The organism is Rhodococcus sp. P-2 (assembly GCF_016598535.1).
GTDB classification, from domain to species: Bacteria; Actinomycetota; Actinomycetes; order Mycobacteriales; family Mycobacteriaceae; genus Rhodococcus_F; species Rhodococcus_F baikonurensis.
The window spans coordinates 1,754,507-1,774,765 of the sequence record NZ_CP066779.1 but is presented as its reverse complement, the minus strand read 5'-3'; the positions used below and the strand labels follow the sequence as shown (position 1 = coordinate 1,774,765).

At 62.2% G+C, this 20,259-nt stretch carries 24 protein-coding genes; 9 read left to right on the top strand and 15 right to left on the bottom strand.

Annotated features, from left to right (window positions below):
- Positions 1-5: 5 nt before the first annotated feature.
- From I7X09_RS08375 to I7X09_RS08350, 6 genes are all read right to left on the bottom strand, one after another.
- Positions 6-1,043 (bottom strand): hypothetical protein, encoded by a 1,038-nt coding sequence (locus I7X09_RS08375; protein WP_200316369.1) that lies wholly within the window; start codon positions 1,041-1,043, stop codon positions 6-8.
- Positions 1,040-2,527, bottom strand: a complete 1,488-nt coding sequence (locus I7X09_RS08370) for an acetyl-coenzyme A carboxylase carboxyl transferase subunits beta/alpha (RefSeq protein ID WP_200316368.1) — start codon at positions 2,525-2,527, stop codon at positions 1,040-1,042. The genes I7X09_RS08375 and I7X09_RS08370 overlap by 4 nt, the downstream gene beginning before the upstream one ends.
- Positions 2,528-2,620: 93 nt before the next feature.
- Complete coding sequence (locus tag I7X09_RS08365; protein ID WP_095971239.1) at positions 2,621-3,814, bottom strand: ABC transporter permease; 1,194 nt, start codon at positions 3,812-3,814, stop codon at positions 2,621-2,623.
- Positions 3,811-4,707 carry an ABC transporter ATP-binding protein gene (locus tag I7X09_RS08360; RefSeq protein WP_019744869.1) on the bottom strand — a complete coding sequence of 299 codons (897 nt, stop codon included), beginning with the start codon at positions 4,705-4,707 and terminating at the stop codon, positions 3,811-3,813. Before I7X09_RS08360 ends, I7X09_RS08365 begins: the two co-directional genes overlap by 4 nt.
- A gap of 43 nt (positions 4,708-4,750) precedes the next feature.
- On the bottom strand, positions 4,751-5,296 hold the full coding sequence (locus I7X09_RS08355) for a hypothetical protein (protein WP_020970450.1): 546 nt from the start codon (positions 5,294-5,296) through the stop codon (positions 4,751-4,753).
- Positions 5,289-5,612: a helix-turn-helix transcriptional regulator gene (locus I7X09_RS08350; protein ID WP_124567536.1), complete on the bottom strand. Its 324-nt coding sequence runs from the start codon at positions 5,610-5,612 to the stop codon at positions 5,289-5,291. The genes I7X09_RS08355 and I7X09_RS08350 overlap by 8 nt, the downstream gene beginning before the upstream one ends.
- A gap of 106 nt (positions 5,613-5,718) precedes the next feature.
- On the opposite strand from I7X09_RS08350, the gene I7X09_RS08345 reads away from it, so the two are divergent.
- The 3 genes from I7X09_RS08345 (at position 5,719) to I7X09_RS08335 (ending at position 7,203) form a co-directional block, all read left to right on the top strand.
- Entirely contained in the window at positions 5,719-6,138 is a 420-nt protein-coding gene (locus I7X09_RS08345) for a hypothetical protein (protein WP_124567535.1), read from the top strand.
- Between the two features lie 75 nt (positions 6,139-6,213).
- The gene (locus I7X09_RS08340; RefSeq protein WP_200316367.1) at positions 6,214-6,627 is read left to right on the top strand and encodes a VOC family protein; all 414 of its coding nucleotides are present in this window, start codon (positions 6,214-6,216) and stop codon (positions 6,625-6,627) included.
- Positions 6,628-7,203, top strand: coding sequence for a TetR/AcrR family transcriptional regulator (locus I7X09_RS08335; RefSeq protein ID WP_200316366.1), 576 nt, complete (start codon positions 6,628-6,630; stop codon positions 7,201-7,203). It begins immediately after the preceding gene.
- 12 nt (positions 7,204-7,215) lie between these two features.
- Here the strand turns inward: I7X09_RS08335 and I7X09_RS08330 are convergent, their stop codons facing one another.
- The 3 genes from I7X09_RS08330 to I7X09_RS08320 form a co-directional block, all read right to left on the bottom strand.
- Positions 7,216-8,055, bottom strand: a complete 840-nt coding sequence (locus I7X09_RS08330) for an aldo/keto reductase (protein ID WP_200316365.1) — start codon at positions 8,053-8,055, stop codon at positions 7,216-7,218.
- 144 nt (positions 8,056-8,199) lie between these two features.
- Positions 8,200-9,831, bottom strand: a complete 1,632-nt coding sequence (locus I7X09_RS08325) for an ABC-F family ATP-binding cassette domain-containing protein (RefSeq protein WP_200316364.1) — start codon at positions 9,829-9,831, stop codon at positions 8,200-8,202.
- 89 nt (positions 9,832-9,920) lie between these two features.
- Entirely contained in the window at positions 9,921-10,517 is a 597-nt protein-coding gene (locus I7X09_RS08320) for a class I SAM-dependent methyltransferase (protein ID WP_200316363.1), read from the bottom strand.
- 130 nt (positions 10,518-10,647) lie between these two features.
- On the opposite strand from I7X09_RS08320, the gene I7X09_RS08315 reads away from it, so the two are divergent.
- Positions 10,648-11,496 carry an aldo/keto reductase gene (locus tag I7X09_RS08315; protein ID WP_095971230.1) on the top strand — a complete coding sequence of 283 codons (849 nt, stop codon included), beginning with the start codon at positions 10,648-10,650 and terminating at the stop codon, positions 11,494-11,496.
- Between the two features lie 64 nt (positions 11,497-11,560).
- Here the strand turns inward: I7X09_RS08315 and I7X09_RS08310 are convergent, their stop codons facing one another.
- On the bottom strand, positions 11,561-12,712 hold the full coding sequence (locus I7X09_RS08310; protein ID WP_200316362.1) for an NADH:flavin oxidoreductase: 1,152 nt from the start codon (positions 12,710-12,712) through the stop codon (positions 11,561-11,563).
- 203 nt (positions 12,713-12,915) lie between these two features.
- Between I7X09_RS08310 and ctaD the strand changes: the two genes are divergently transcribed.
- Genes ctaD through I7X09_RS08295 form a run of 3 tightly spaced genes read left to right on the top strand, consistent with a single transcriptional unit; the run spans position 12,916 to position 15,664 of the window.
- Positions 12,916-14,670, top strand: coding sequence for an aa3-type cytochrome oxidase subunit I (gene ctaD, locus I7X09_RS08305; protein ID WP_095971300.1), 1,755 nt, complete (start codon positions 12,916-12,918; stop codon positions 14,668-14,670).
- Positions 14,671-14,715: 45 nt separating this feature from the next.
- Positions 14,716-15,189: a MarR family winged helix-turn-helix transcriptional regulator gene (locus tag I7X09_RS08300; protein WP_019744857.1), complete on the top strand. Its 474-nt coding sequence runs from the start codon at positions 14,716-14,718 to the stop codon at positions 15,187-15,189.
- 55 nt (positions 15,190-15,244) lie between these two features.
- Positions 15,245-15,664 (top strand): DUF5313 family protein, encoded by a 420-nt coding sequence (locus I7X09_RS08295; RefSeq protein WP_042451127.1) that lies wholly within the window; start codon positions 15,245-15,247, stop codon positions 15,662-15,664.
- A 9-nt stretch (positions 15,665-15,673) separates the two neighbouring features.
- On the opposite strand, the gene I7X09_RS08290 is transcribed toward I7X09_RS08295, so the two are convergent.
- Complete coding sequence (locus tag I7X09_RS08290; protein WP_200316361.1) at positions 15,674-16,702, bottom strand: NAD(P)/FAD-dependent oxidoreductase; 1,029 nt, start codon at positions 16,700-16,702, stop codon at positions 15,674-15,676.
- 71 nt (positions 16,703-16,773) lie between these two features.
- Here I7X09_RS08290 and I7X09_RS08285 point away from each other — a divergent pair, with 71 nt between their 5' ends.
- Positions 16,774-17,361, top strand: a complete 588-nt coding sequence (locus tag I7X09_RS08285; RefSeq protein ID WP_095971228.1) for a helix-turn-helix domain-containing protein — start codon at positions 16,774-16,776, stop codon at positions 17,359-17,361.
- Between the two features lie 57 nt (positions 17,362-17,418).
- The gene (locus I7X09_RS08280) at positions 17,419-17,877 is read left to right on the top strand and encodes a GNAT family N-acetyltransferase (protein WP_095971227.1); all 459 of its coding nucleotides are present in this window, start codon (positions 17,419-17,421) and stop codon (positions 17,875-17,877) included.
- 12 nt (positions 17,878-17,889) lie between these two features.
- Here the strand turns inward: I7X09_RS08280 and I7X09_RS08275 are convergent, their stop codons facing one another.
- Genes I7X09_RS08275 through I7X09_RS08260 form a run of 4 tightly spaced genes read right to left on the bottom strand, consistent with a single transcriptional unit; the run spans position 17,890 to position 20,257 of the window.
- A complete protein-coding gene (locus tag I7X09_RS08275) occupies positions 17,890-18,426 on the bottom strand; it encodes an AAA family ATPase (RefSeq protein ID WP_124567528.1) in 537 nt (178 codons plus the stop codon).
- Positions 18,427-18,479: 53 nt separating this feature from the next.
- On the bottom strand, positions 18,480-19,274 hold the full coding sequence (locus I7X09_RS08270; RefSeq protein WP_095971225.1) for an MHYT domain-containing protein: 795 nt from the start codon (positions 19,272-19,274) through the stop codon (positions 18,480-18,482).
- Positions 19,275-19,314: 40 nt separating this feature from the next.
- A complete protein-coding gene (locus I7X09_RS08265; protein WP_003940118.1) occupies positions 19,315-19,902 on the bottom strand; it encodes a GTP-binding protein in 588 nt (195 codons plus the stop codon).
- Entirely contained in the window at positions 19,883-20,257 is a 375-nt protein-coding gene (locus I7X09_RS08260; protein ID WP_003939996.1) for a DUF742 domain-containing protein, read from the bottom strand. The genes I7X09_RS08265 and I7X09_RS08260 overlap by 20 nt, the downstream gene beginning before the upstream one ends.
- Positions 20,258-20,259: the final 2 nt, after the last annotated feature.

Below are 20,259 nucleotides of genomic sequence, written 5' to 3'. Positions count from 1 at the left end.
AGAAGTCACTGCGGTAGAGCTGCTGCCTCTTCGCTTCGAATCGCGATGCGAAGAGTCGCGAGCATGAACAGTGAGACTGCGAATCCGAACAGCGCGCCGAACTGGTCCTGCGTGAACAGATACACCTGGGTCACCAGAAGGCTCACGATGAGAGATGCGCGCAGGAGTCTCAGAGCTCGCAGGTAGGGACCGCGGAAGAGGAACCACACTCCCAGAACCACAAGAATTCCGGTTGCGACGGTGGAGATCTGGACTACGAGGTCGGAGACGTCGTCGGCCTCGACGACGTTCTCGGAAACCAACGCGTAGATCACCTGGACTATCGCCAGAACAGCCTGCAGTACGAACAGGGTGAGTACCAGTCGGCGGACGACACGGTGTCGGAGCAGTTCCTCGGCGCGGTGGAAGAAGGCATTGCGACCACGAGTGATTTTGGATTCGATACCGCCGACCGGCGGAGTCTGTGAATGCAGGCCGGCCTTGATCGAATCGACGAGGTCGGTGAGGCTGCGGTCTTCGACGCCGTCGAGTACGCGGAGGGCGTGGTTGTACTGGATCTCGTCGAGCTGACCGAGAGCGAGGTCGGAGAGCGCCCGCGCGCCGATGGCGAGCCGATGACGATCATTCATTCCGCGCCGAATCACCACCTCGCGCGCGGCGAGATAGAAGAGAACGAAGACGACGTACATGATCGCGATGGCAGGCTGGTAGAAGTAATCGACGTCGGCGGTGACGAATTTTCCGACCTCGTCGATGAAGAGACCGAACCCGATTCCGCCGACCAGCGTGGCCAGGTCACGCGTGCGCGAGCCCTCGGTGATGGCGGTAGCGACGATGGCGACGGCCATCAGCAATCCGCCCCACAAAACGTGTGCGATGTGGAGGGCGCCGCCCCCGATCTGGGGATAGCCCGTTGCTGCCAGATAGGCGCGGGTGATCAGCACGGTCGCGACGCCGGCGAACAGGAACAATTCGAAACGAGCCAGCGCCGCGCGGTCGTAACTGTGCGGCAGAGTCAGCGCATTCCGGTCCTTCGTCGTCATTGCGGAACTCCCAGGTTTCGATAGCGCGCGATACGGGAGGACTGGCGATCGGTCTCCGACTCTTCGGCGAGCACGAAGAGTTCGTGCGCTATCGCAGCCCCTACCCTCTTGGAGAATTCCACGGGTTCGTCCGCCGCGTCAGGCGTTTCGGGAATGATCGCGTCGATCACGCCGTCTCGAAGCAGATCCAGCGAACGAATGCCCTGCGCGGCGGCCATCTCCGGTGCGTGACTGATGTCGCGATGGACGATCGCGCTGGCGCCTTCCGGCGGTAGGGGAGCGAGCCACCCGTTCTGTGCCGCGAGTACCCGATCGGCGGGCAGCAGCGCGAGAGCCCCGCCGCCTGTTCCCTGGCCGAGCAACACCGACACTGTCGGGGTCTTCAGCGTCACGAGGTCGGCGATGCAGCGGGCGATCTCAGGGGCCAGTCCACGTTCCTCGGCTTCCTTGGACAGCGACGCGCCCAAAGTGTCGATCACGAGGACAAGCGGGAGTTGTAGTTCTTCGGCAAGTTTCATGCCCCGTCTGGCTTCACGAAGCGCGGCCGGTCCCATCGTGGTGAGCGCGGATTGGCCACTGCGGTCCTGGCCGAGCAGGATGCACGGAAAGCCTCGGAAGCGGGCGAGTGAGAGCAAGATCGTCTTGTCGGTTTCACCCTGCCCGGTGCCGCTGAGCGGTACCTGTTCGGTCGCGGCATGGCGGAGCAACTGCCGAATGCCTGGTCGATCGGCCCGGCGCGAGAGCATCACCGACTGCCAGGCGGGAACATCGGGAATCTCGGGTGAGGGAATCGGGTCCGCGGCCGCCGGAGCCGGGGGATCGGTGAGCACGCACAACGCTCGATTGACCAGCAGACGGAGGCGGTCGACGGGTACGACGCCGTCGATAACGCCGTTGCGATACAAGTTTTCGGATGTCTGGATTCCGTCGGGAAACTTTTCCCCGTAGAGCGATTCGTAGACACGGGGTCCGAGGAATCCCACCAGAGCACCGGGTTCCGCGACGGTGATGTGACCGAGGGATCCCCACGAGGCAAAGACCCCTCCGGTGGTGGGATTGCGCAGGTAAACCAGGTAGGGCAGGTGTGCCGCTTTGTGAACAGCCACTGCCGCAGCGATCTTCACCATCTGAACGAAGGCGACGGTGCCCTCCTGCATCCGCGTTCCGCCGGAGGTGGGCGAGGCGAGCAGCGGGAGTTGTTCTGCCGTAGCACGTTCGACGGCGGTCACGATCCGCTCGGCCGCGGCGACTCCGATGGAACCGGCGAGAAAGCTGAATTCACAGGCAATTACCGCAACCCGACGTCCCCGAACGGTACCGACACCGGTGACGACCGACTCGTCCACTCCGCTCTTCTCGCGGGCCTTCGCCAGGTCTTCCGCGTATTTCGGGCCGGGCCCGACGTCGACCGGCGGGGAGTCCCAGGAGACGAAGCTCTCGGGATCGAGTACCGCAGTGAGTAGTTCTTCGGCCGAGATTCGCACAACGTCCTCCAAGTAAGCAGCACCCCGTCCAGGATGAACCTACCTGGACGGGGTGCCGCCGGGGACGCGTGGCGCCAGTTGTGCGCCGGAGAATCAGCGTCCGAACGCCTCTTTCCATGAAACGACCTTGCCGATACGAAGGATGGAGCGCTGGTAGATCTTTGCCGCGATCATCGACAGCGCAGCAGTCACCACCAGCATCAGCAGAATGGTTCCCACGATCTGGAACGGAGAAGCAACGCCGGCGGAGATGCGCAGGGGCATGAGGATTGCCGAGAACGGCGGAATCCAACTCAACACGTTGCTCAGGGTTCCTTCTGGATTGCTCACCGAAACGAAAGCCACGCTGACCATTGCCATGACGAGCAGCGCGAGAGGCATCGCGGTGGCATTGACGTCCTCCTGCCGCGAGACCATGGACCCGGCGGCGGCGTACAGCACGGCGAAGAAGAGGAAGCCGAGAATGAACCACCCCAGAGTGCCGAACAGAACGCCGATCGCCGTGCCCGTCACGGTCAGGACGCCCGTCGCCAATCCGGTGGCGACGCCCGCGACAGCGTAAGCGGCCATCTGCATCAGCCCGACAGCACCGATTCCGAGAACCTTGCCCCACAACAACTGCAGCGGACGAAGCGTGGAGAGCAGCAACTCGACGACACGGCTGGACTTCTCCTCGACGACGCCCATCGCCACGTACGTTCCGAACAGCAGGATCTGCATGTACAGGAGCACCACAGCCGCGATCGACATCGCAATGCGTTGGCCCTGTTCGGGATCCGGCGGATCGATGGCATCGATGGTGACCACTGCCGTGGACGTGGCTTCGGCGAGCTGAGCCGGATCGATTCCCGCGGCGGCCAGCGCATTCGATTGTGCCTGCTGTGCAACGGAACTCTCGATGACGGCCCGCAGATTCGTGGCTACTTCCTTTTTGGTCACGACGGTGACGCCGCCGCCCGATCCGGCAATCACGGCCACGTCGAGGTCGCCGTCCTTGACCTGATCACGCGCGGTTCCGTCGTCGGAAACCTCCGTCACCGTCACCGGATTTCCGAGTGTGTCGCCGATGGACACCATCGTGGCACTGAGCGACTGGTTGCCGACCAGGCCGATCTTCGACTTGTCCTCGTCGCCGCCGGAGAAGAGTGAGAAGGCGATGATGCCGCCGATGATCGCGACCAGAATGATGACGTTGCTGATCACAAAACTCTTCTTCGAGATCTGCGTCATGAATTCGCGTCGGGCGACCAACCCGATGGCTCGACCTCCGCTCAACTGGTTGCTCATGCGGCTACTACCTCTCGGAACAGGTCGGTCAGTGACGGACGTCGAAGCGTGAACTCGTGCACCGGTCCGGTTTTCAAGGCGGCGTGCAGGATCTGCTGATCGTCGGCTGTGCCGTCGACGCTCAGGAGCGTTCGACCGTCGAGGTGGCTCAGCGTGGTGACACCGATCAGATGGTGTGCCCAGCCGACCGGTGCGTCAGGAGCGAAGACCTCGATTCGGCCGTCCCCCTTGCCTCGTAGTTCGTCGACAGTTCCGATCTCTCGCATGCTGCCGCGACTGATGATGCCGACGCGATCACACAGGCGCTCCACCAGATCCAGCTGATGGCTGGAGAAGATCACCGGAACGCCGGTGCGAGCCTTCTCGACCAACACGTCACTCATGACGTCGACCGCTACAGGGTCCAAGCCCGAAAACGGTTCGTCCAGAACGAGTACCGCTGGATCGTGAACCAGCGCGGCCGCAAGCTGCACACGTTGCTGATTACCGAGGGACAGGGAGTCGACGGTGTCCTTGACGCGTTCGGCGATACCCAGACGTTCGGTCCAGCGCTCTGTCGCCGCATGCGCATCGGCTTTTGAGAGTCCATGTAGCTCGGCCAGATAGGAAAGTTGCGCGCCCACCTTCATCTTGGGGTAGAGGCCGCGTTCCTCCGGCATGTATCCGATAGTGCGACGCACGTCGAGGTCGACGGGTTTGCCGCCGAGGCGAACTTCCCCCGAATCTGCTCCGAGCACACCCAGCGCAATGCGCATCGTGGTCGTCTTGCCGGCGCCGTTGCTGCCGACGAATCCGAAGATCTCGCCTGGTCGCACTTCGAAACTGAGGTTGTCGAGTGCAACGACGTCGCCGTAGCGTTTCGAGATGCCGTCGATCGTGAGGGTGGCTGACATGGGTCCTTCCCATCGGTCGAGTGGTGCGCTTCGGTAATACGGGTCAGAGGTCGAACTCTTCGGAATCAATCGGATCCGGGTCTGGATTGGTCCACGAGAGAATCATCGCGGGCGTGCACGCGCCGATCAGCATTGCAGTCAGTGCCAATAAACCTCCCGAGTAAGGCAGTCTCTCTACATTCCACTGCACCGACGAGGTGAAAATGAGGAAAATGGCGACAATGAAGACCAACGATTGAGTCACGCTCAACCCGACGGAACGGGCGTCGTTGCGTTGCTGGATCTCCCATTCGTCCAGAGCATGCCGCGGCGCATCCCCTTGCCTGCCCGACACGATTTGAAGTGAAGACCACGTCGGTAGGAACAACAGGGTGAGGACCGGCCATGCCACCGCGAACAGTGGGTTGAACAGGCACGCTATGCCGATGGCAACCATCGTGGCGAACAGGACTCCGAGGGCGATGACGAGCATCCGCCGACGTCGACGGGTTCGCCAATTCGGGAGCCAATGTCGGAACGTCTCCTCGTTCTGCAGGAACCGCCGAGTGCGGTGGGCCTGGTAGCGGTCGATCAGATTCGATTCAGGCACTGGGCTTTTCACTCCCCTCGGTAGTGCGGTGACTCCGATTGATCTCCGTCGACTGTGCATTCCGGTAGACCTCCGTCGACAGCGGCCCGAACTCCGTCCGAGAGAACACCGCCTCCACCGGGAGGTCGAACACCCAGCAGATTCGGAATGCAAGATCCAGGCTGGGGTAGTGGTCACCGCGTTCGAGTGCCCCCACAGTCTGCGGATTGACGTCGACGAGTTGCGCGAGCTGGGCCCGGCTCATCTTCCGCTCGGCGCGAAGCACTCCGATGCGATTGAAGATGGGGAGCGCGTCTCCCCGCCGGACTGGGCTCATGCATCAAAGTGTTGTAAAAACCCAACAGTTTGTCAATTGGAACCGAGATTGTTCTGCTGCTGGGACGTGCCGACGGATAAGGTTCGGGCAACGGAAGGGGCTTGACATGGTGGTCGAACAGTTGATGCTCGAGAAGTCTCGCCTGGTCGTGCAGGTGCGCGAGGACGGCAACTACAGCGTGGGATCACAAGGGCTCGAAGCGATCTGGCGCGATCCGATGGACAAGGGTGCCGTCATCGGTATCGGTCAGCACACTCCGGGGGATGTGGAAGGAGAATCGTGGTGGGTCGTGTACGGCCAGTCCGACACCACGGCCGACGTCACCGTTCGGCTCGAGGATGGATCGCACGTGAAGGTGGGCCGTATCGGTGAGATCTTCGCCGCCGAATGGGTGAGTACCCCGCAGCAGGCGTTGCTGTACCGGTCCGATCGCCCGGTGGAGTCGCAGCCCACCAAACTGTCGGTGCTGTTCGCCCGGCCGAAGTTCATGCCCAAGGCCGCATTTCCGGAGAACGATCGCTTGTAGTCCTGGCGAGGTCGGCCGCGGAGGGCGGTCCGACTCGTCCTCGATTTGTTACGGTACGTACTGTACTGTTTGGATATGACAACGTGGCCGAACGACCTCGAAGTAGTCCAAGTGCGAGTAGCGCGACCCACCGACCGGCTTGACGACGTGATTGCGTTCTATCGCGACTGCGTGGGATTGCCGGAGCTCTACCGGTTCTCCGGTCATGCCGGGTACGACGGAATCATGCTAGGGCTGCCGGATTCGAACTACCACCTCGAATTCACGACCCACGAAGACGGAAGCCCGTGCCCGGCGCCGACGCAGGACAACCTGTTGGTGCTCTACTTCGCCGGCGAGTCGGCGATGTACGAGGTAGTTCAGCGGTTGGGTGAGGCGGGGCACGAACCCGTTGGCGCCGAGAATCCGTATTGGGAGGAGAATGCGGGGATGACTTTCGAAGATCCCGACGGCTGGCGTCTGGTGCTCATGCCCCGGCCGGTGCTGTAGATGGTGCGCGCCCGCGACGAACGGATCGACGACGCCGTACTGTCCGCGACCCTGGAACTGTTGGGGGAGAACGGGTATGCGGAGCTCTCGATCGGTTCGGTGGCGACGAAAGCGGGCGTACATCGACCCGCCATCTACCGGAGATGGCCGTCGAAACGGCATTTGGTGGTAGACGTCGTCGTGGGGCATATCGGCACCGATCCGACGCCGGACACCGGCGATCTCAGGGCAGACCTGGTCGCCGGCATCACGACATTGGTTGTGGGACTGAGCGAAACGGTGGTTGGTCGGATACTGCCCGCGTTGGTCGCGGACCTGGCCTCCGACCCGGAGTTGGCGCGGGAGTTCCAGTCGGCGTTCTTTCAGCCCCGACGCGATTCCACTGCGGCAGTGCTGGAATCGGCGCGGCTACGCGGCGACATTCGCGATGATTTCGACCTGGACTTCGTCCTGGACGCGCTGGCGTCCCCGATCTACTACCGAGCGTTGTTTCGTCACCTACCGCTGGACGCGCTCCTGGCAGAGCAGACTGTTGATTCTGTGCTGCTGACGTTGGCTGCGCACGAGAACCCCTGAAGTCGTTTCGATTCAGTTCAATTCGAGCGGATCGGGTCCGACTCGGCTGTCGGTGTTCAAGGCTGCGATGGCAGCTGACTCGTCAGCATCGAGTGTGAAGTCGAAGATCGCGGCGTTCTCGCGCATGCGGGCAGGGGTGACCGACTTCGACAGAACGGTGTGTCCCAGTTCGAGGTGCCAGTGCAGAATGATCTGCGCTGGGCTCTTGCCGTGTGCTGCAGCGATTTTCCCGATGGTCGGGTCGTCGAGGATCGTTCCCTGTCCTAATGGGCTCCATGCCTCGATTTCGATGCCGCGGCTCTGTGCGTACTCCCGTGATGCGTGCTGTTGCAGGCGGGGGTGCAATTCGATCTGGTTGACGGCCGGGATGATCGAGCTGTGCTCGGCCAGCAGTTCGAGGTGCTCGGGGAGGAAGTTCGACACACCGATCGCACGGGTGCGGCCGGAGGCGAGGATCTCCTCGAAAGCTGCCCACGTCTCCACGAACAGGCCCTTTGCCGGTGCCGGCCAGTGGATCAGATAGAGGTCGACGAAGTCGAGGCCGAGCTTGTCGAGGCTCGTGTCGAACGCGGCGAGTGCTCGGTCGTGGCCCTGATCGTCATTCCACAACTTGGTGGTGACAAAAAGCTCTGACCTCGGAACTCCCGAACTTGCGATGGCGCGGCCGACACCGGCTTCGTTTCCGTAGATTGCGGCCGTGTCGATGTGGCGGTAGCCGATCTCGAGAGCGGTGGAAGTGACCTCTTCGGTCTGTGCGTCCGGTACCTGGAAAACGCCGTACCCGAGTTGCGGGATGGTGATCGGCTCGCCGGTGGTTCCGTGAGTCAGTGCGCGGTCGGGGATCGACAACATTGAAGAGTGCCTTTCAGGACTGGGTGTGGCGGTTCGAGGGGCGATCGTGTCGCCCGTGGTCCACCTATGCCGCGCATGCAACTATTGCGTCCGCCTGATAAATAGTTGCACACGCGGGTTGTCTGCGCAAGCGCAGTCGATTGGCTACTCCTCGAAGAGCTGTCCGTTCTCCATTCGCCACCGGCGCGTGCTTCTGGTGGACTGCAGCATGCGTCGATCGTGAGTGACCAGGAGGAGGGTTCCCTCGAAGGATTCCATCGCCTGCTCGAGTTGTTCGATCGCCGGAAGATCGAGATGGTTCGTCGGCTCGTCCAGTACCAATAGGTTCACGCCGCGAGCTTGCAGTAAAGCAAGTGCAGCCCTTGTTCTTTCGCCGGGGGACAGGGAAGCGGCAGATCTGAGTACGTGGTGTCCGCGCAGGCCGAACTTGGCTAGCAGAGTGCGGACATCGGCATCGGGCCAATCCGGAACCTGTGCACCGAAGGCCTCGACGACTGGCTGATCGCCTTCGAACAATCCGCGCGCCTGGTCGATCTCACCGATCGCGATACCGGAACCCAGCGACGCGATGCCTTCGTCGGGGACGAGTTTGCCGAGTAGGACGTTCAGGAGGGTGGTCTTGCCTGCTCCGTTCGCGCCCGTGACGAGGATTCGATCACCCCAGTCGATCTGCGTCGTGACCGGACCGAACGTGAACTGGCCGCGAGTTACCTTGGCGCCGTTCGTGGTCGCGACAACGGATCCGGATCGCGGCGCCGCCGCGATCTCCATGCGAAGTTCCCACTCCTTGCGCGGTTCCTCGACGACTTCGAGGCGCTCGATTCGGCGTTGAGTCTGGCGGGCTTTCGCGGCTTGCTTCTCCGTCGACTCGGTCCGCAATCCGCGTCCGATCTTGTCGTTGTCCTTGGCCTTACGACGCGCGTTGCGGACGCCGTGTTCCATCCAGTTGCGCTGCATCTGCGCGCGATCTTCGAGATCGGAGCGGGTGCCTGCGTATTCCTCGAAGGCCTCGCGTGCGTGCTGGCGGGCGATCTCGCGTTCGGCGAGGTACGACTCGTAGCCGCCGTCGTAAACTGCGATGTCCTGCTGTGCCAGGTCGAGTTCCACGATTCCGGTGACGGTGCGCGAGAGGAATTCGCGATCATGGCTCACGACAACCAGCGCCGCTCGGGTCTCGGCGACAAATCGCTCCAACTGCTCGAGACCGCGCAGGTCGAGATCGTTGGTGGGCTCGTCCAACAGGAGAATGTCGTAGCGCGAGAGCAACAGTGACGCGAGGCCGGCGCGCGCGGCCTGACCGCCGGACAACGCCGTCATGTGCGCATCGAGCGGAACTCCGAGCCCGAGTTCTTCGACCACCTTCTCAGCGCGCTCGAACAGATCGGCGCCGCCGAGAGCGAGCCAGCGTTCCAGTGCCGGGGAGTACAGATCCTCTTCCGCTTCGGCCAGGGTTTCGGCCGCCGCGTTCATGACTTCCTCGGCGTGCGCGACGCCGGTGCGGCGGCCGAGGAACTCGAGGACGGTCTCACCCTCGATGCGGTCGGGTTCCTGCGCGAGGTAACCGACCGCAGCATCCGGCGGACTGAGAATGATCGAACCCTCGACATCAGCAGTGCCGATTCCGGCCAGTGCGGTGAGAAGCGTCGACTTGCCGGCGCCGTTCGCGCCGACGAGGCCGATGACGTCGCCAGGCGCGACGGTGAGATCGAGGTCGGAGAACAGGGTGCGTTCTCCCCGGGAGGCAGAGAGGCCGCTGATGCGCAGTGTTGCAGTCACCTGAGAAGTATCCCCGGCGCTGTGCGCCAGTGTTAATCGGTGCTGTGCGCCTTTATTAACCGCGGGCGGTTAATAAAGGCGCACAGCAGTCAGCCGCGGACCAGGTGATACCAGCACGGATGTGCCGCACGGACCGGAAGTGGCGATTCACTCACATCGGCGGCCGTACTCGAGGCCATCGACCAACCGTCGAATGCTCGCGTGACGTCCTCCTCGGAGACACCATGTGGCATCGGCCAGCGGTGACCTGGCCCGAACGCGAACATCACCAGGGACGCTCCCGGTGCGGTGATCGCGTTGACCGACCTCCCGTAGTCCCGTCGTTGGTGATCGGTGAGCCCGTGAAAGCAGCCGATGTCGAGTACCAGCATGTGCCCACCGTCGACGGCTATGTGCAGGTCTGCCGCGTCCTCGTGGAGGAACCGGACGTCGACGTGTGCTTCGCGTGCATGTATGCGCGCTTTGTCCAGGGGTTCCTGCTCGGCGTCGACGCCGGTGACGTGCCAACCGCGTTGCGCCAGCTCGATGGAATGGCGTCCGGTGCCGCAGCCGATGTCGAGTGCACGGCCACCTTCCGGGACGGGGATCGCATCCAGAAGGCCGGACAGTTGAGCGTCGAAGCCGTGGCCGGTGTGCTCCCACGGAGTGACGCCGACCTTGTAGGCGAGACGATATCCGAGATTCATCGCTCTCTCTTTTCTCGAGGCGATTCCAATACTTGTCTTCCAAGGTAGACCGGCATTTCGGGCGGTACAAGGGCACCGCGCGGAGGTTCGGCGGGGAATGCCTCCCTGCCCTCGGGCGTTGGATTCACTTATGACCGAGACCAATGATGTGACCGATGTACCGACAATTGTTCTGAACGACGGTAAGACGATCCCCGCACTCGGATTCGGTGTGTTCCAGGTTCCGGACGACGAGACGCAGGAAGCTGTCTCCACCGCCCTGAAGACCGGCTACCGCAGTATCGACACCGCCAAGATCTACGGCAACGAGGTGGGCGTCGGCCGCGCGATCGCCGAATCCGGCATCGCCCGCGAAGACCTCTACATCACGACGAAGTTGTGGAACGACGATCAGGGCTACGACTCGACGCTTGCCGCATTCGACGCCAGCCTCGACAAGTTGGGTCTCGACTACCTCGATCTGTACCTGATCCACTGGCCGGTACCGTCCAAGGACCTGTACGTCGAGACCTTCAAGGCATTCCAGAAGCTCAAGGCCGACGGACGGGTTCGATCCATCGGCGTCTCCAACTTCACCATCGAGAACCTCGAGCGTGTCATCGGTGAAACCGGTGAGGTACCGGTCCTCAACCAGATCGAGCTTCACCCCAAGTTCAACCAGGCCGAATTGCGCGCCTTCCACACCGGCAAGGGAATCGCGACGGAAGCATGGAGCCCGCTCGGCCAGGGAACCGTTCTCGGTGACCCCGTCATCACCGCTGTCGCCGACGCTCATGGCGTCACCGCGGCTCAGGTGATCATTCGCTGGCACCTGCAGATCGGCAACGTGGTGATCCCGAAGTCGGTGACCCCCGAACGTATCGCCGCCAACTTCGATGTCTTCGGCTTCGAACTGACGCCGGAACAGATCAACGCGATCGGTGCTCTCGACGACCCGGCCGGCCGCATCGGCCCCGATCCGGTCACGCTCGGCAGCTAGAACTTCCGGTAGACCCACGAACGGCACTCCCGCGATCGCGGGAGTGCCGTTTTGTCGTGCGAGGTCAGTTCAGGTGCGTGCGATGTTCTGCAGTGAATGCGATGTGCTCGTCCGCGCGTCCGGTGCGGAGCTTCTCGACCCACTCGGGATCGGCGAGCAGCGCGCGCCCGATGGCAACCATGTCGAATTCACCGTTCTCGTACTGAGCTTCGAGACGCTCCAGTCCCGTGACAGCCGATGCAGCGTCGCCGGTGAATGCCGTCGTGAACACGGAGTCGAGTCCGACCGAGCCGACGGTGATGGTCGGCAACCCGGTCAGCTTCTTCGTCCAGCCAGCGAGGCCGAGCTTGCCGTCTTCACCGTCGAGTTCAGCGAACGCCGGTTCCCAATGACGCCTCGTCGACGGATGCAGAACGTCGACACCGGCGTCGACCAGGGGAGTGAGGATGCGGCCGAGTTCTGCCGGGCTCTGGGCGATACGAGCGTCGTAGTGGCCGGACTTCCACTGCGAGAAGCGGTAGACGATCGCGAACTCGTTTCCGACTGCCTCCCGGATCGCGGCGACGACCTCGGCCGGGAAACGGGTGCGGGCTTCGAGTGATCCGCCGTATCCATCGGTGCGGACATTTGTTCCTGCCCAGAGGAACTCGTCGAGCAGGTAGCCATGCGCCCCATGCAACTCGAGACCGTCGAAACCGGTGTTCTTCGCGTTGAGTGCCGCGTCGACCCACGACTGCTTCAAGTTATCGAGATCCGCGGTGGTGAATTCTCGACCCAGACGGGTGCCGTCCAGCGCCAGGCCGGAAGGGCTGACGGTTTCGACCTCTGGGTTCAGGCGCGAATTCTCGCCGCGCTCGACTCCGAGGTGCCACAGCTGGGGAATGATCGATCCGCCCTCGGCGTGGACGGCGTCGACTACCGACTTCCAGCCGCCCAGGCTCGAATCGCCGTAGATGCGCGGTACGCGGGTGTGCGGGCCGGCCGCCGGGTCCGGGATGTACGTGCCTTCGGTGATGATCAAGCCGACACCACCTGCTGCGCGACGACGGTAGTACTCGGCCACGTCGGCGCCGGGGATTCCGTCCGGCGAGAAGGCGCGCGTCATCGGGGCCATGGCGAAACGGTTACGCAACGAGAGTGATTTGACCTCGAAAGGCTCGAAGAGGCCGCGCAACGCGGAGGCCTCGGGTGCTGTCGATGTGTCGGGAAGAGTCACGGGTTTGTTCAACGCGGCCGGCTCTCGACCTATTCCGCTGCATGAGTTCATCTCGCCGAAAATCTGCAAAAGGTTGCGTACGTTCGGTTTTCATCGGTGCATCGGTCGTCGAAACTTAGTTTGTGCATTAACTATTAACATGCGATATGGTCGTGCGGAAAGTTCTTGAGGGCGGTATCGAGCACGAAAGAGGACGCGCGAGCATGACAACAACGGTGCCGGACGAGCGGACCGGAGACTTGGAGCCGATTCCGGAGCGGCCGTACCCGAAGCGTCGTGATCCCAAGGGGTCGTGGATGCTCGAGATGATCAAGACCACCGATCACAAGAAGATCGGGATCATGTACCTGATCACTGCGTTCGCGTTCTTCCTGATCGGCGGCCTGATGGCGCTGTTCATGCGCGCCGAACTGGCCGTCCCCGGAATGCAGTTCCTCTCCAATGAGCAGTTCAACCAGCTTTTCACCATGCACGGCACGATCATGCTGCTGCTGTACGCGACCCCCGTCGTCTTCGGCTTCGCGAACTACATGCTTCCGTTGCAGATCGGAGCACCCGACGTCGCCTTTCCTCGGCTGAACTCATTCGGGTTCTGGCTCTTCACTTTTGGTGGCCTCATCGTTCTCGGCGGCTTCCTCACGCCGGGCGGCGCTGCCGACTTCGGTTGGACGGCGTACACCCCGCTCTCCGGCGCGGTTCACAGCCCCGGCGTCGGGGCCGACCTGTGGGTCTTCGGTCTGACGGTCGGTGGGCTCGGCACGATTCTCGGTGCGGTCAACATGATCACCACCGTGATCTGCCTGCGCGCACCCGGCATGACCATGTTCCGCATGTCGATCTTCACCTGGAACATCTTCATCACCAGCATCTTGATCTTGATGGCGTTCCCGCTCCTGACCGCCGCGTTCATGGGGCTGTTCGTCGACCGTCACCTCGGTGGTCACATCTTCGATCCGGCGTCGGGCGGAGTTCTGTTGTGGCAGCACCTGTTCTGGTTCTTCGGTCATCCCGAGGTGTACATCATCGCGCTGCCGTTCTTCGGCATCGTCTCGGAGATCTTCCCGGTCTTCAGCCGTAAGCCGATCTTCGGTTACACGGGATTGGTCTATGCGACACTCGCGATTGCCGCTCTCTCGATCGCTGTGTGGGCTCACCACATGTATGCGACGGGTGCTGTTCTCCTGCCGTATTTCTCGTTCATGACGTTCCTGATCGCCGTGCCGACAGGCGTGAAGATCTTCAACTGGATCGGAACGATGTGGAAGGGGCAGTTGACTTTCGAGTCGCCGATGCTGTTCTCGGTGGGCTTTTTGATCACCTTCCTCTTCGGTGGTCTGTCGGGTGTCATCCTCGCGAGCCCGCCGCTCGACTTCCACGTCACCGACACGTATTTTGTCGTGGCCCACTTCCACTACGTGGTCTTCGGTACGGTCGTGTTCGCCACGTATGCCGGTATCTACTTCTGGTTCCCGAAGATGACGGGACGTCTGCTCGACGAACGGTTGGGCAAGTGGCACTTCTGGACCACGTTCGTCGGTTTCCACGGCACGTTCCTCGTTCAGCACTGGCTCGGCGGTGAGGGCATGCCGCGTCGGTACGCCGACTACCTGCCCTCGGACGGATTCACCGTGCTCAACTCGGTCTCGACCATTTTCGCCTTCGTGCTCGGTGCCTCGACGCTGCCCTTCCTGTGGAACGTCTTCAAGAGTTACCGCTACGGCGAAGTGGTCACCGTCGACGATCCGTGGGGCTACGGAAACTCGCTCGAGTGGGCGACCACATGCCCGCCGCCGCGTCACAACTTCACCGAGTTGCCGCGCATCCGTAGCGAGCGTCCGGCGTTCGAGCTGCACTACCCGCACATGGTCGAGCGAATGAGGGCGGAAGCGCACGTGGGTCTGACCGGGCAACCCACGTCGACGTTGGAGAAGAGTGACGATCATCGCCAGATTGATTAGTGCAATAATAGTTACTGCACTAATTAATCTGATAACATCGGATTCATGACGACGAAGGCTCCGCAGACGCAGATGGACGATCCGCTGGCTCTCGACCGGCAGGTGTGTTTTGCACTTGCGGTCGCGAACCGGGCAGTGCTCTCCGTCTACCGGCCCCTGCTCGAGCCGATGGGCCTCACGCATCCCCAGTATCTGGTGATGCTGGCACTGTGGGGAAAGTCGCCGATGGCGGTCAAGGAAATCGGGCAGGCGCTTCAGCTCGATTCGCCGACACTGTCGCCGCTCCTCAAACGGCTCGAGGCGTCCGGGTTGATCACGCGAACCCGTAGCCGCGCCGACGAGCGTCAACTCGACGTCGACCTCACCGAAGCGGGTGTGGCGCTGCGCGACGAGGCGGAGAAGATCCCGCCGGCGGTTGTCGCGAAGTTGGGCGTGAGCCTCGCCGAACTCGAAGAACTCCACAACGTTCTGACGCGGGTCAACGAGGCCGCGCTCCGCGCCGGAGCCTTGGACCAATGAGAGAAATGTGATGACTGCATCCGAAAGAAACGTGATGACTGCGTCAGTACCGTCGATGCGTACCGAACAGGTGACTTCCGTGACTTCCAAAAAGCAACGTACGAGCCCGAATCCCCTTCAGTGGTTGGGCTATTCAGTGGGCCGTAAGCTGCCCGACTCCATGCAGGACTGGGTGCGAAACGACCTGATCGGTGATTGGGCTGTGCCGCGTCACCTGATCCGAAGCATGGTGCCGTTCATTCCAGTCTTCGCTGCCTTCATGCTCTTTCCGGGGCCGTGGGCTCTGCGGGCATCGATGGTGCTGCTCGGAGTGCTCCTGGCACTGTTCTATTCGGTTTCCTACATGGCTCAGAACAGGTCGCGTCGCCTCGAGCGTCACGGTTTGCCTTCCGACCTCGAGAACCCGAAGAAGATCTCGCGCCACGACGCCGAGAAGGCCGCCTACGAGAAGTTGCATGGCGGCCCCGCGACGTAGACCCTTCTCTCAGAAGCCGTGGAGGGCGCTGCCGCCGTTCATCTCGCAGACGCGTTGCTCCACGGTGGCCGAGAAATCATCCTCTGGCGCGGTCGTAAGCAGGGCCGATTCGACGTCTTGCTCGACCAGGTATCCGTTGATCGCGATTGCCGCTGTCGAACCGGCAGCGGCAGCGCCTATCACCTGAGCGCGAGGGTCGACGACATTGCCGGCGCCCCAGATGCCAGGAACGCTGGTGGCGCCGGAAGGATCGACAGTCACGAATCCGTTTGTGCCCACGTGGCAACCGAGTTGTGACAAGGCCCCGTCGTTCGGGACGAGGCGAGGTGCGACGAACAGCGCTGAACGAGGAACCAATTGACCGTTGTCCAACTCGATTGCCTTCAGTTCGCCGTGCTCGGAGGTCACTCCGGTGACCTGCCCGTCGACTACCTCGACACCGCGCGCCGCAAGTCGCCTGCGTTCTTCCGGTGTGAGCGAGATGTGATGAGGGAAGAACGTCACATCCGACGACCACTGCCGGAGTAGGAGCGCCTGGTGAAGTGACATTTCGCGAACGTCGCCGCCGAGAACGCCGATCGGTTGGTCGCTGATCTCGTACGCATGGCAGTAGGGGCAATGGAGCACGCTCTGTCCCCAAAGTTCTTGGATGCCTGGTATTTCCGGAAGTGAATCCCGTAGGCCGGTGGCAACCAGCACGGTGCGAGCGGTGAGCGTCGTGCCGCCTGAAAGCTCGACGACAAAGCCGGGTTCGATACCGCGCCACGAGATGTCGACAACGTCATCCTGTGTGAATTCCACTCCGTACGTCTGTAATTCGCTGCGTCCGACGGTGAGTAACTCGCCCGGCGCCATGCCGTCGCGCGAGAGGAAGCCGTGCATGTGTGCCGCGGGTGCGTTGCGGGGAGTGCCGGAATCGATGACGGCGACGCTGCGCCGAGCGCGCCCCAACACCAGGGCTGCGCTGAGTCCGGCGGCTCCACCACCGACGATCACGGTGTCGAGGACCTGTGTTTCAGTGTGTGTTCGCATGAGCACAGGTTGCCCGCGGACGAGACAGCTCAGCAACTATTGTTGCCATTTCTGGGAATCGTCGTCAGACTCGGACCATGAATGTCAACGGCCCGCACATCGATGCCGCCATCTCGCAGATAGGCGCGCGCCTCAAACGCATTCGTACACAGCGCAATGTCACGCTCACGGCGCTGTCCGAGTCGACCGGTATCTCGAAGAGCACCCTGTCGAGGCTCGAAGCGGGGGAGCGTCGCCCGAGTTTGGAGTTGCTGCTCCCGATCGCGCTCGCCCACCAAGTGCCGTTGGACCAGTTGGTGGCGGCGCCACAGGTCGCCGATCCGCGTATCCAGAGTGCGCCTCGAAGCGTCAGTGGGCGAACGGTCTTGCCGCTGACTCGGCAACCGGGTGGGCTGCAGGCATTCAAGATGACCATCCCGGCAAACCAGACCGAGCCGAATCCGCAAGTGCATGACGGCTATGAATGGCTGTACGTGTTGTCGGGGAAGCTGAGATTGGTGTTGGCCGATCACGACATCATCATGGGAACGGGTGAAGCTGCTGAATTCGACACCCGAAATCCGCATTGGTTCGGCAGTGACGGCAAAGGCCCGGTCGAAGTGCTGAGTCTGTTCGGCCCACAAGGAGAACGCATTCACGTTCGGGCCAAGCCTTCGGCGAAGTGACGGACAGTCATACTTTCATGCGATGCTGCCGGAGGCGACGTGGACAGTGAGGGATCTGTGCGAATCGAAACTGACGACCTGAGTCGGGACGCGGTCCGGGCTCTCCTGGCCGAGCACCTCGCGGACATGCATGCGACCTCCCCTGTGGACAGCGTTCACGCGCTGGACGTCACGGGGCTGACGGATAGCTCTGTGACCATGTGGACGCTGTGGAGCGACGGTGACGAGCTACTCGGTTGCGTAGCACTCAAGGAACGGTCGTCGACCGGCGGCGAGATCAAGTCGATGCGGACTTCATCGGCAGCTCGCGGGCGTGGAGTGGGTACGCGACTTCTTCAACACGTCGTGGACGAGTCGAGACAACGAGGTTACCGTCAACTCGAATTGGAGACCGGCACACAGGACTTCTTCGATCCAGCTCGCCGGTTGTACGCGAGATTCGGGTTCGTGCCCTGTCCACCGTTCGGGAACTACCGCGAAGATCCGAACAGTGCATTCTTCGTTCTCGCCCTGTGAGCAGCTCGCACGCTACGGCATCGTGGCGGTGATGCGTCGTACTGCGCTGTCGGAGTCCATGATTGCGGTGTCGAGCACCAGCCGTTCCGTGGTCCACGGCTCGTAGTCCCGATCCAGAATTTCCTGCCACGTCGGTAGTACAAGATCCGGGATGTCGACGACTCGCTGTTCAGCGCGTCTGCGATGCTCGTCGGGATCCGAACAGACTACTTCGACATTGAGCAAGTACGCCGAATTGTGTTGTGCGGTAGCGGACCAGGCGCTTCGCGTCACCTCGATCGGGTTGACACACTCGACCACGACCGAGAGTCCCAGCCGCAATTGTTCGGCGGCGAGCGCATAGGCGGTGATGTATCCAGCGGTCCCGGATGCGTCAGCGATACCGCTGTGGGTCAGTGCCTGTTCGATGGTATCGATCCGCACGAAAGGGATTCGGTGATGCTGGGCAAGCGCTCGCGCGATCGTCGACTTGCCGGTGGCCGGCAAACCACCGATCACGACCAGTGTCGCGCGGGCCGACGGCTGGGGGTTGTGTCCGGCATCCACCATCCTCGAAATGTACGGGGCGTCGTCGATTCACACTGACTCGCCTCGTACTTCGCTCAGTTCGAGATCGCGAACTCGCGTGCTTCGAACGCCAGGTCGTCGGCGGCGGACTCCATCCGAGCCGTCGCACGGTTGGGCGCTGTCAGCACCGCAACGATCGGAACCGCCAACGCCAACAAGCCGAGAACGAAGACGGGGAAGAGGAAGGAGAACACTTCGAGTCCCTGCGGCGCCGGGGCTGCTGCGTCGTGAACAACCTCGACCGCGGCCATTCCGGTGTAATGCATTCCGACGACGGCGATACCCATGATGATTCCGGCGACAAAACGAAGAATCGTGGACTCGAGCACCATGGTGAACCACAGTGCGGCCGTTCCGGCGACGACTGCGATGAGAACCGACAGTGCGACGAAGAGCAGGTCGTAGTGGATCTCACCCTGAAAGCGTAAGGCGCGCATACCGGTGTAGTGCATGATGTTCACGGCAAGACCGGTCACCAGGCCGCCGATCAGAAGTCGAGTCCAGCGGAATTCGGTCCCGATGATCAGCAGGCCGACAAACACGGCCCCTACCGAGATGATCGCCGAGATCACGGTCCATCCGAGGTTGTATCGAATGGGACTGCCGGGGACTGCGAAGCCGAGCATGGCGATGAAATGCATCAGCCAGATGGCGACGCCACCGATCGACAGGGCGGCCATGGCGAGCCAGCGCATGCGTGTGGCGGTTGTCGTCGCCGACGCTGAATGCCTGGTGCACGCCAGGCCGACTACCGACCCGACCACGGACACGACGTAGGCGAGCCCGAGCAGCCAGATTCCCATCGAGAAATGGTGCATTTCATCCGACATGCCAGTTCCTTTCGGTGACGATTCGCATCTGGTGATTCATCTAGACGACTGCTTCAGCTGCAAGTCGTTCGAGGGAGTATTCGGTGACGGCGATCAGCGCGCGTTTGGCCGATTCGCGGTTTCGGGCGTCGATCTCGATCATGGGAACGCGGTTGGGTAGAGCCAACGCCTGGCGGAGATCGCTCGCCGAATGGATGGGTGCGCCGTCGAAACGGTTGACCGCCACGATGAACGGGAGGCCTCGCGCCTCGAAGAAGTCGACTGCGGCGAAGCTGTCTTCCAAGCGACGCGTGTCGACCAGAATGACCGCACCGATCGCACCGGTGATCAGGTCGTCCCACATGAACCAGAAGCGGCGCTGTCCCGGGGTTCCGAACAGATAGAGAACCAGGTCGTCGGCGAGAGTGATGCGCCCGAAGTCCATCGCGACCGTCGTGGTGCTCTTGTCGGGAGTGGAACCGAGATTGTCGATACCGTCGCTGGCGTCGGTGACCATGGCCTCCGTGCGAAGGGGGACGATTTCGGAGACGGTCCCCACAAGCGTTGTCTTGCCAACACCGAAACCCCCGGCGATCACGATTTTTGTCGATTTCACGCGAGACGATGAGTCAGAGTGCCCGAAGTCCACTGAGGGTCCTTTCGATCAGTTCGCGTCGCTCGACTCGAGATGCGTCGCTTCGCAGAGTGGCATGTATTTCCAGTGATCCGGCTACTACGAGGTCGGCGACCAGTACCCGCACGACTCCGATCGGAACACCCAGGTGGGCAGCAATCTCGGCAACCGAGATCCGCTGCTCGCAGAGTGCGACGATCGAGGCACGAATATCTTGCGGTGCAAGATTGTTCGAGACCACGTCTTCGATCGTCGCGATGATCGCCTCGAGCGGGAGGTCGATGGACGGCAGGGTCCGACCTTCGGTGAGCGCGTACGGCCGGACCAAGCTCGGTTCGGCGTCGTCGTACTCGGATTGATGGTGAGGCATCG

Coding starts and splice junctions, on each gene's coding strand:
- I7X09_RS08375 (WP_200316369.1), bottom strand. CDS start 1,043: ATGACGACGAAGGACCGGAATGCGCTGACTCTGCCGCACAGTTACGAC.
- I7X09_RS08365 (WP_095971239.1), bottom strand. CDS start 3,814: ATGAGCAACCAGTTGAGCGGAGGTCGAGCCATCGGGTTGGTCGCCCGA.
- I7X09_RS08360 (WP_019744869.1), bottom strand. CDS start 4,707: ATGTCAGCCACCCTCACGATCGACGGCATCTCGAAACGCTACGGCGAC.
- I7X09_RS08350 (WP_124567536.1), bottom strand. CDS start 5,612: ATGAGCCCAGTCCGGCGGGGAGACGCGCTCCCCATCTTCAATCGCATC.
- I7X09_RS08345 (WP_124567535.1), top strand. CDS start 5,719: ATGGTGGTCGAACAGTTGATGCTCGAGAAGTCTCGCCTGGTCGTGCAG.
- I7X09_RS08340 (WP_200316367.1), top strand. CDS start 6,214: ATGACAACGTGGCCGAACGACCTCGAAGTAGTCCAAGTGCGAGTAGCG.
- I7X09_RS08335 (WP_200316366.1), top strand. CDS start 6,628: ATGGTGCGCGCCCGCGACGAACGGATCGACGACGCCGTACTGTCCGCG.
- I7X09_RS08330 (WP_200316365.1), bottom strand. CDS start 8,055: ATGTTGTCGATCCCCGACCGCGCACTGACTCACGGAACCACCGGCGAG.
- I7X09_RS08320 (WP_200316363.1), bottom strand. CDS start 10,517: ATGAATCTCGGATATCGTCTCGCCTACAAGGTCGGCGTCACTCCGTGG.
- I7X09_RS08315 (WP_095971230.1), top strand. CDS start 10,648: ATGACCGAGACCAATGATGTGACCGATGTACCGACAATTGTTCTGAAC.
- ctaD (WP_095971300.1), top strand. CDS start 12,916: ATGACAACAACGGTGCCGGACGAGCGGACCGGAGACTTGGAGCCGATT.
- I7X09_RS08300 (WP_019744857.1), top strand. CDS start 14,716: ATGACGACGAAGGCTCCGCAGACGCAGATGGACGATCCGCTGGCTCTC.
- I7X09_RS08295 (WP_042451127.1), top strand. CDS start 15,245: ATGCGTACCGAACAGGTGACTTCCGTGACTTCCAAAAAGCAACGTACG.
- I7X09_RS08285 (WP_095971228.1), top strand. CDS start 16,774: ATGAATGTCAACGGCCCGCACATCGATGCCGCCATCTCGCAGATAGGC.
- I7X09_RS08275 (WP_124567528.1), bottom strand. CDS start 18,426: ATGGTGGATGCCGGACACAACCCCCAGCCGTCGGCCCGCGCGACACTG.
- I7X09_RS08270 (WP_095971225.1), bottom strand. CDS start 19,274: ATGTCGGATGAAATGCACCATTTCTCGATGGGAATCTGGCTGCTCGGG.
- I7X09_RS08260 (WP_003939996.1), bottom strand. CDS start 20,257: ATGCCTCACCATCAATCCGAGTACGACGACGCCGAACCGAGCTTGGTC.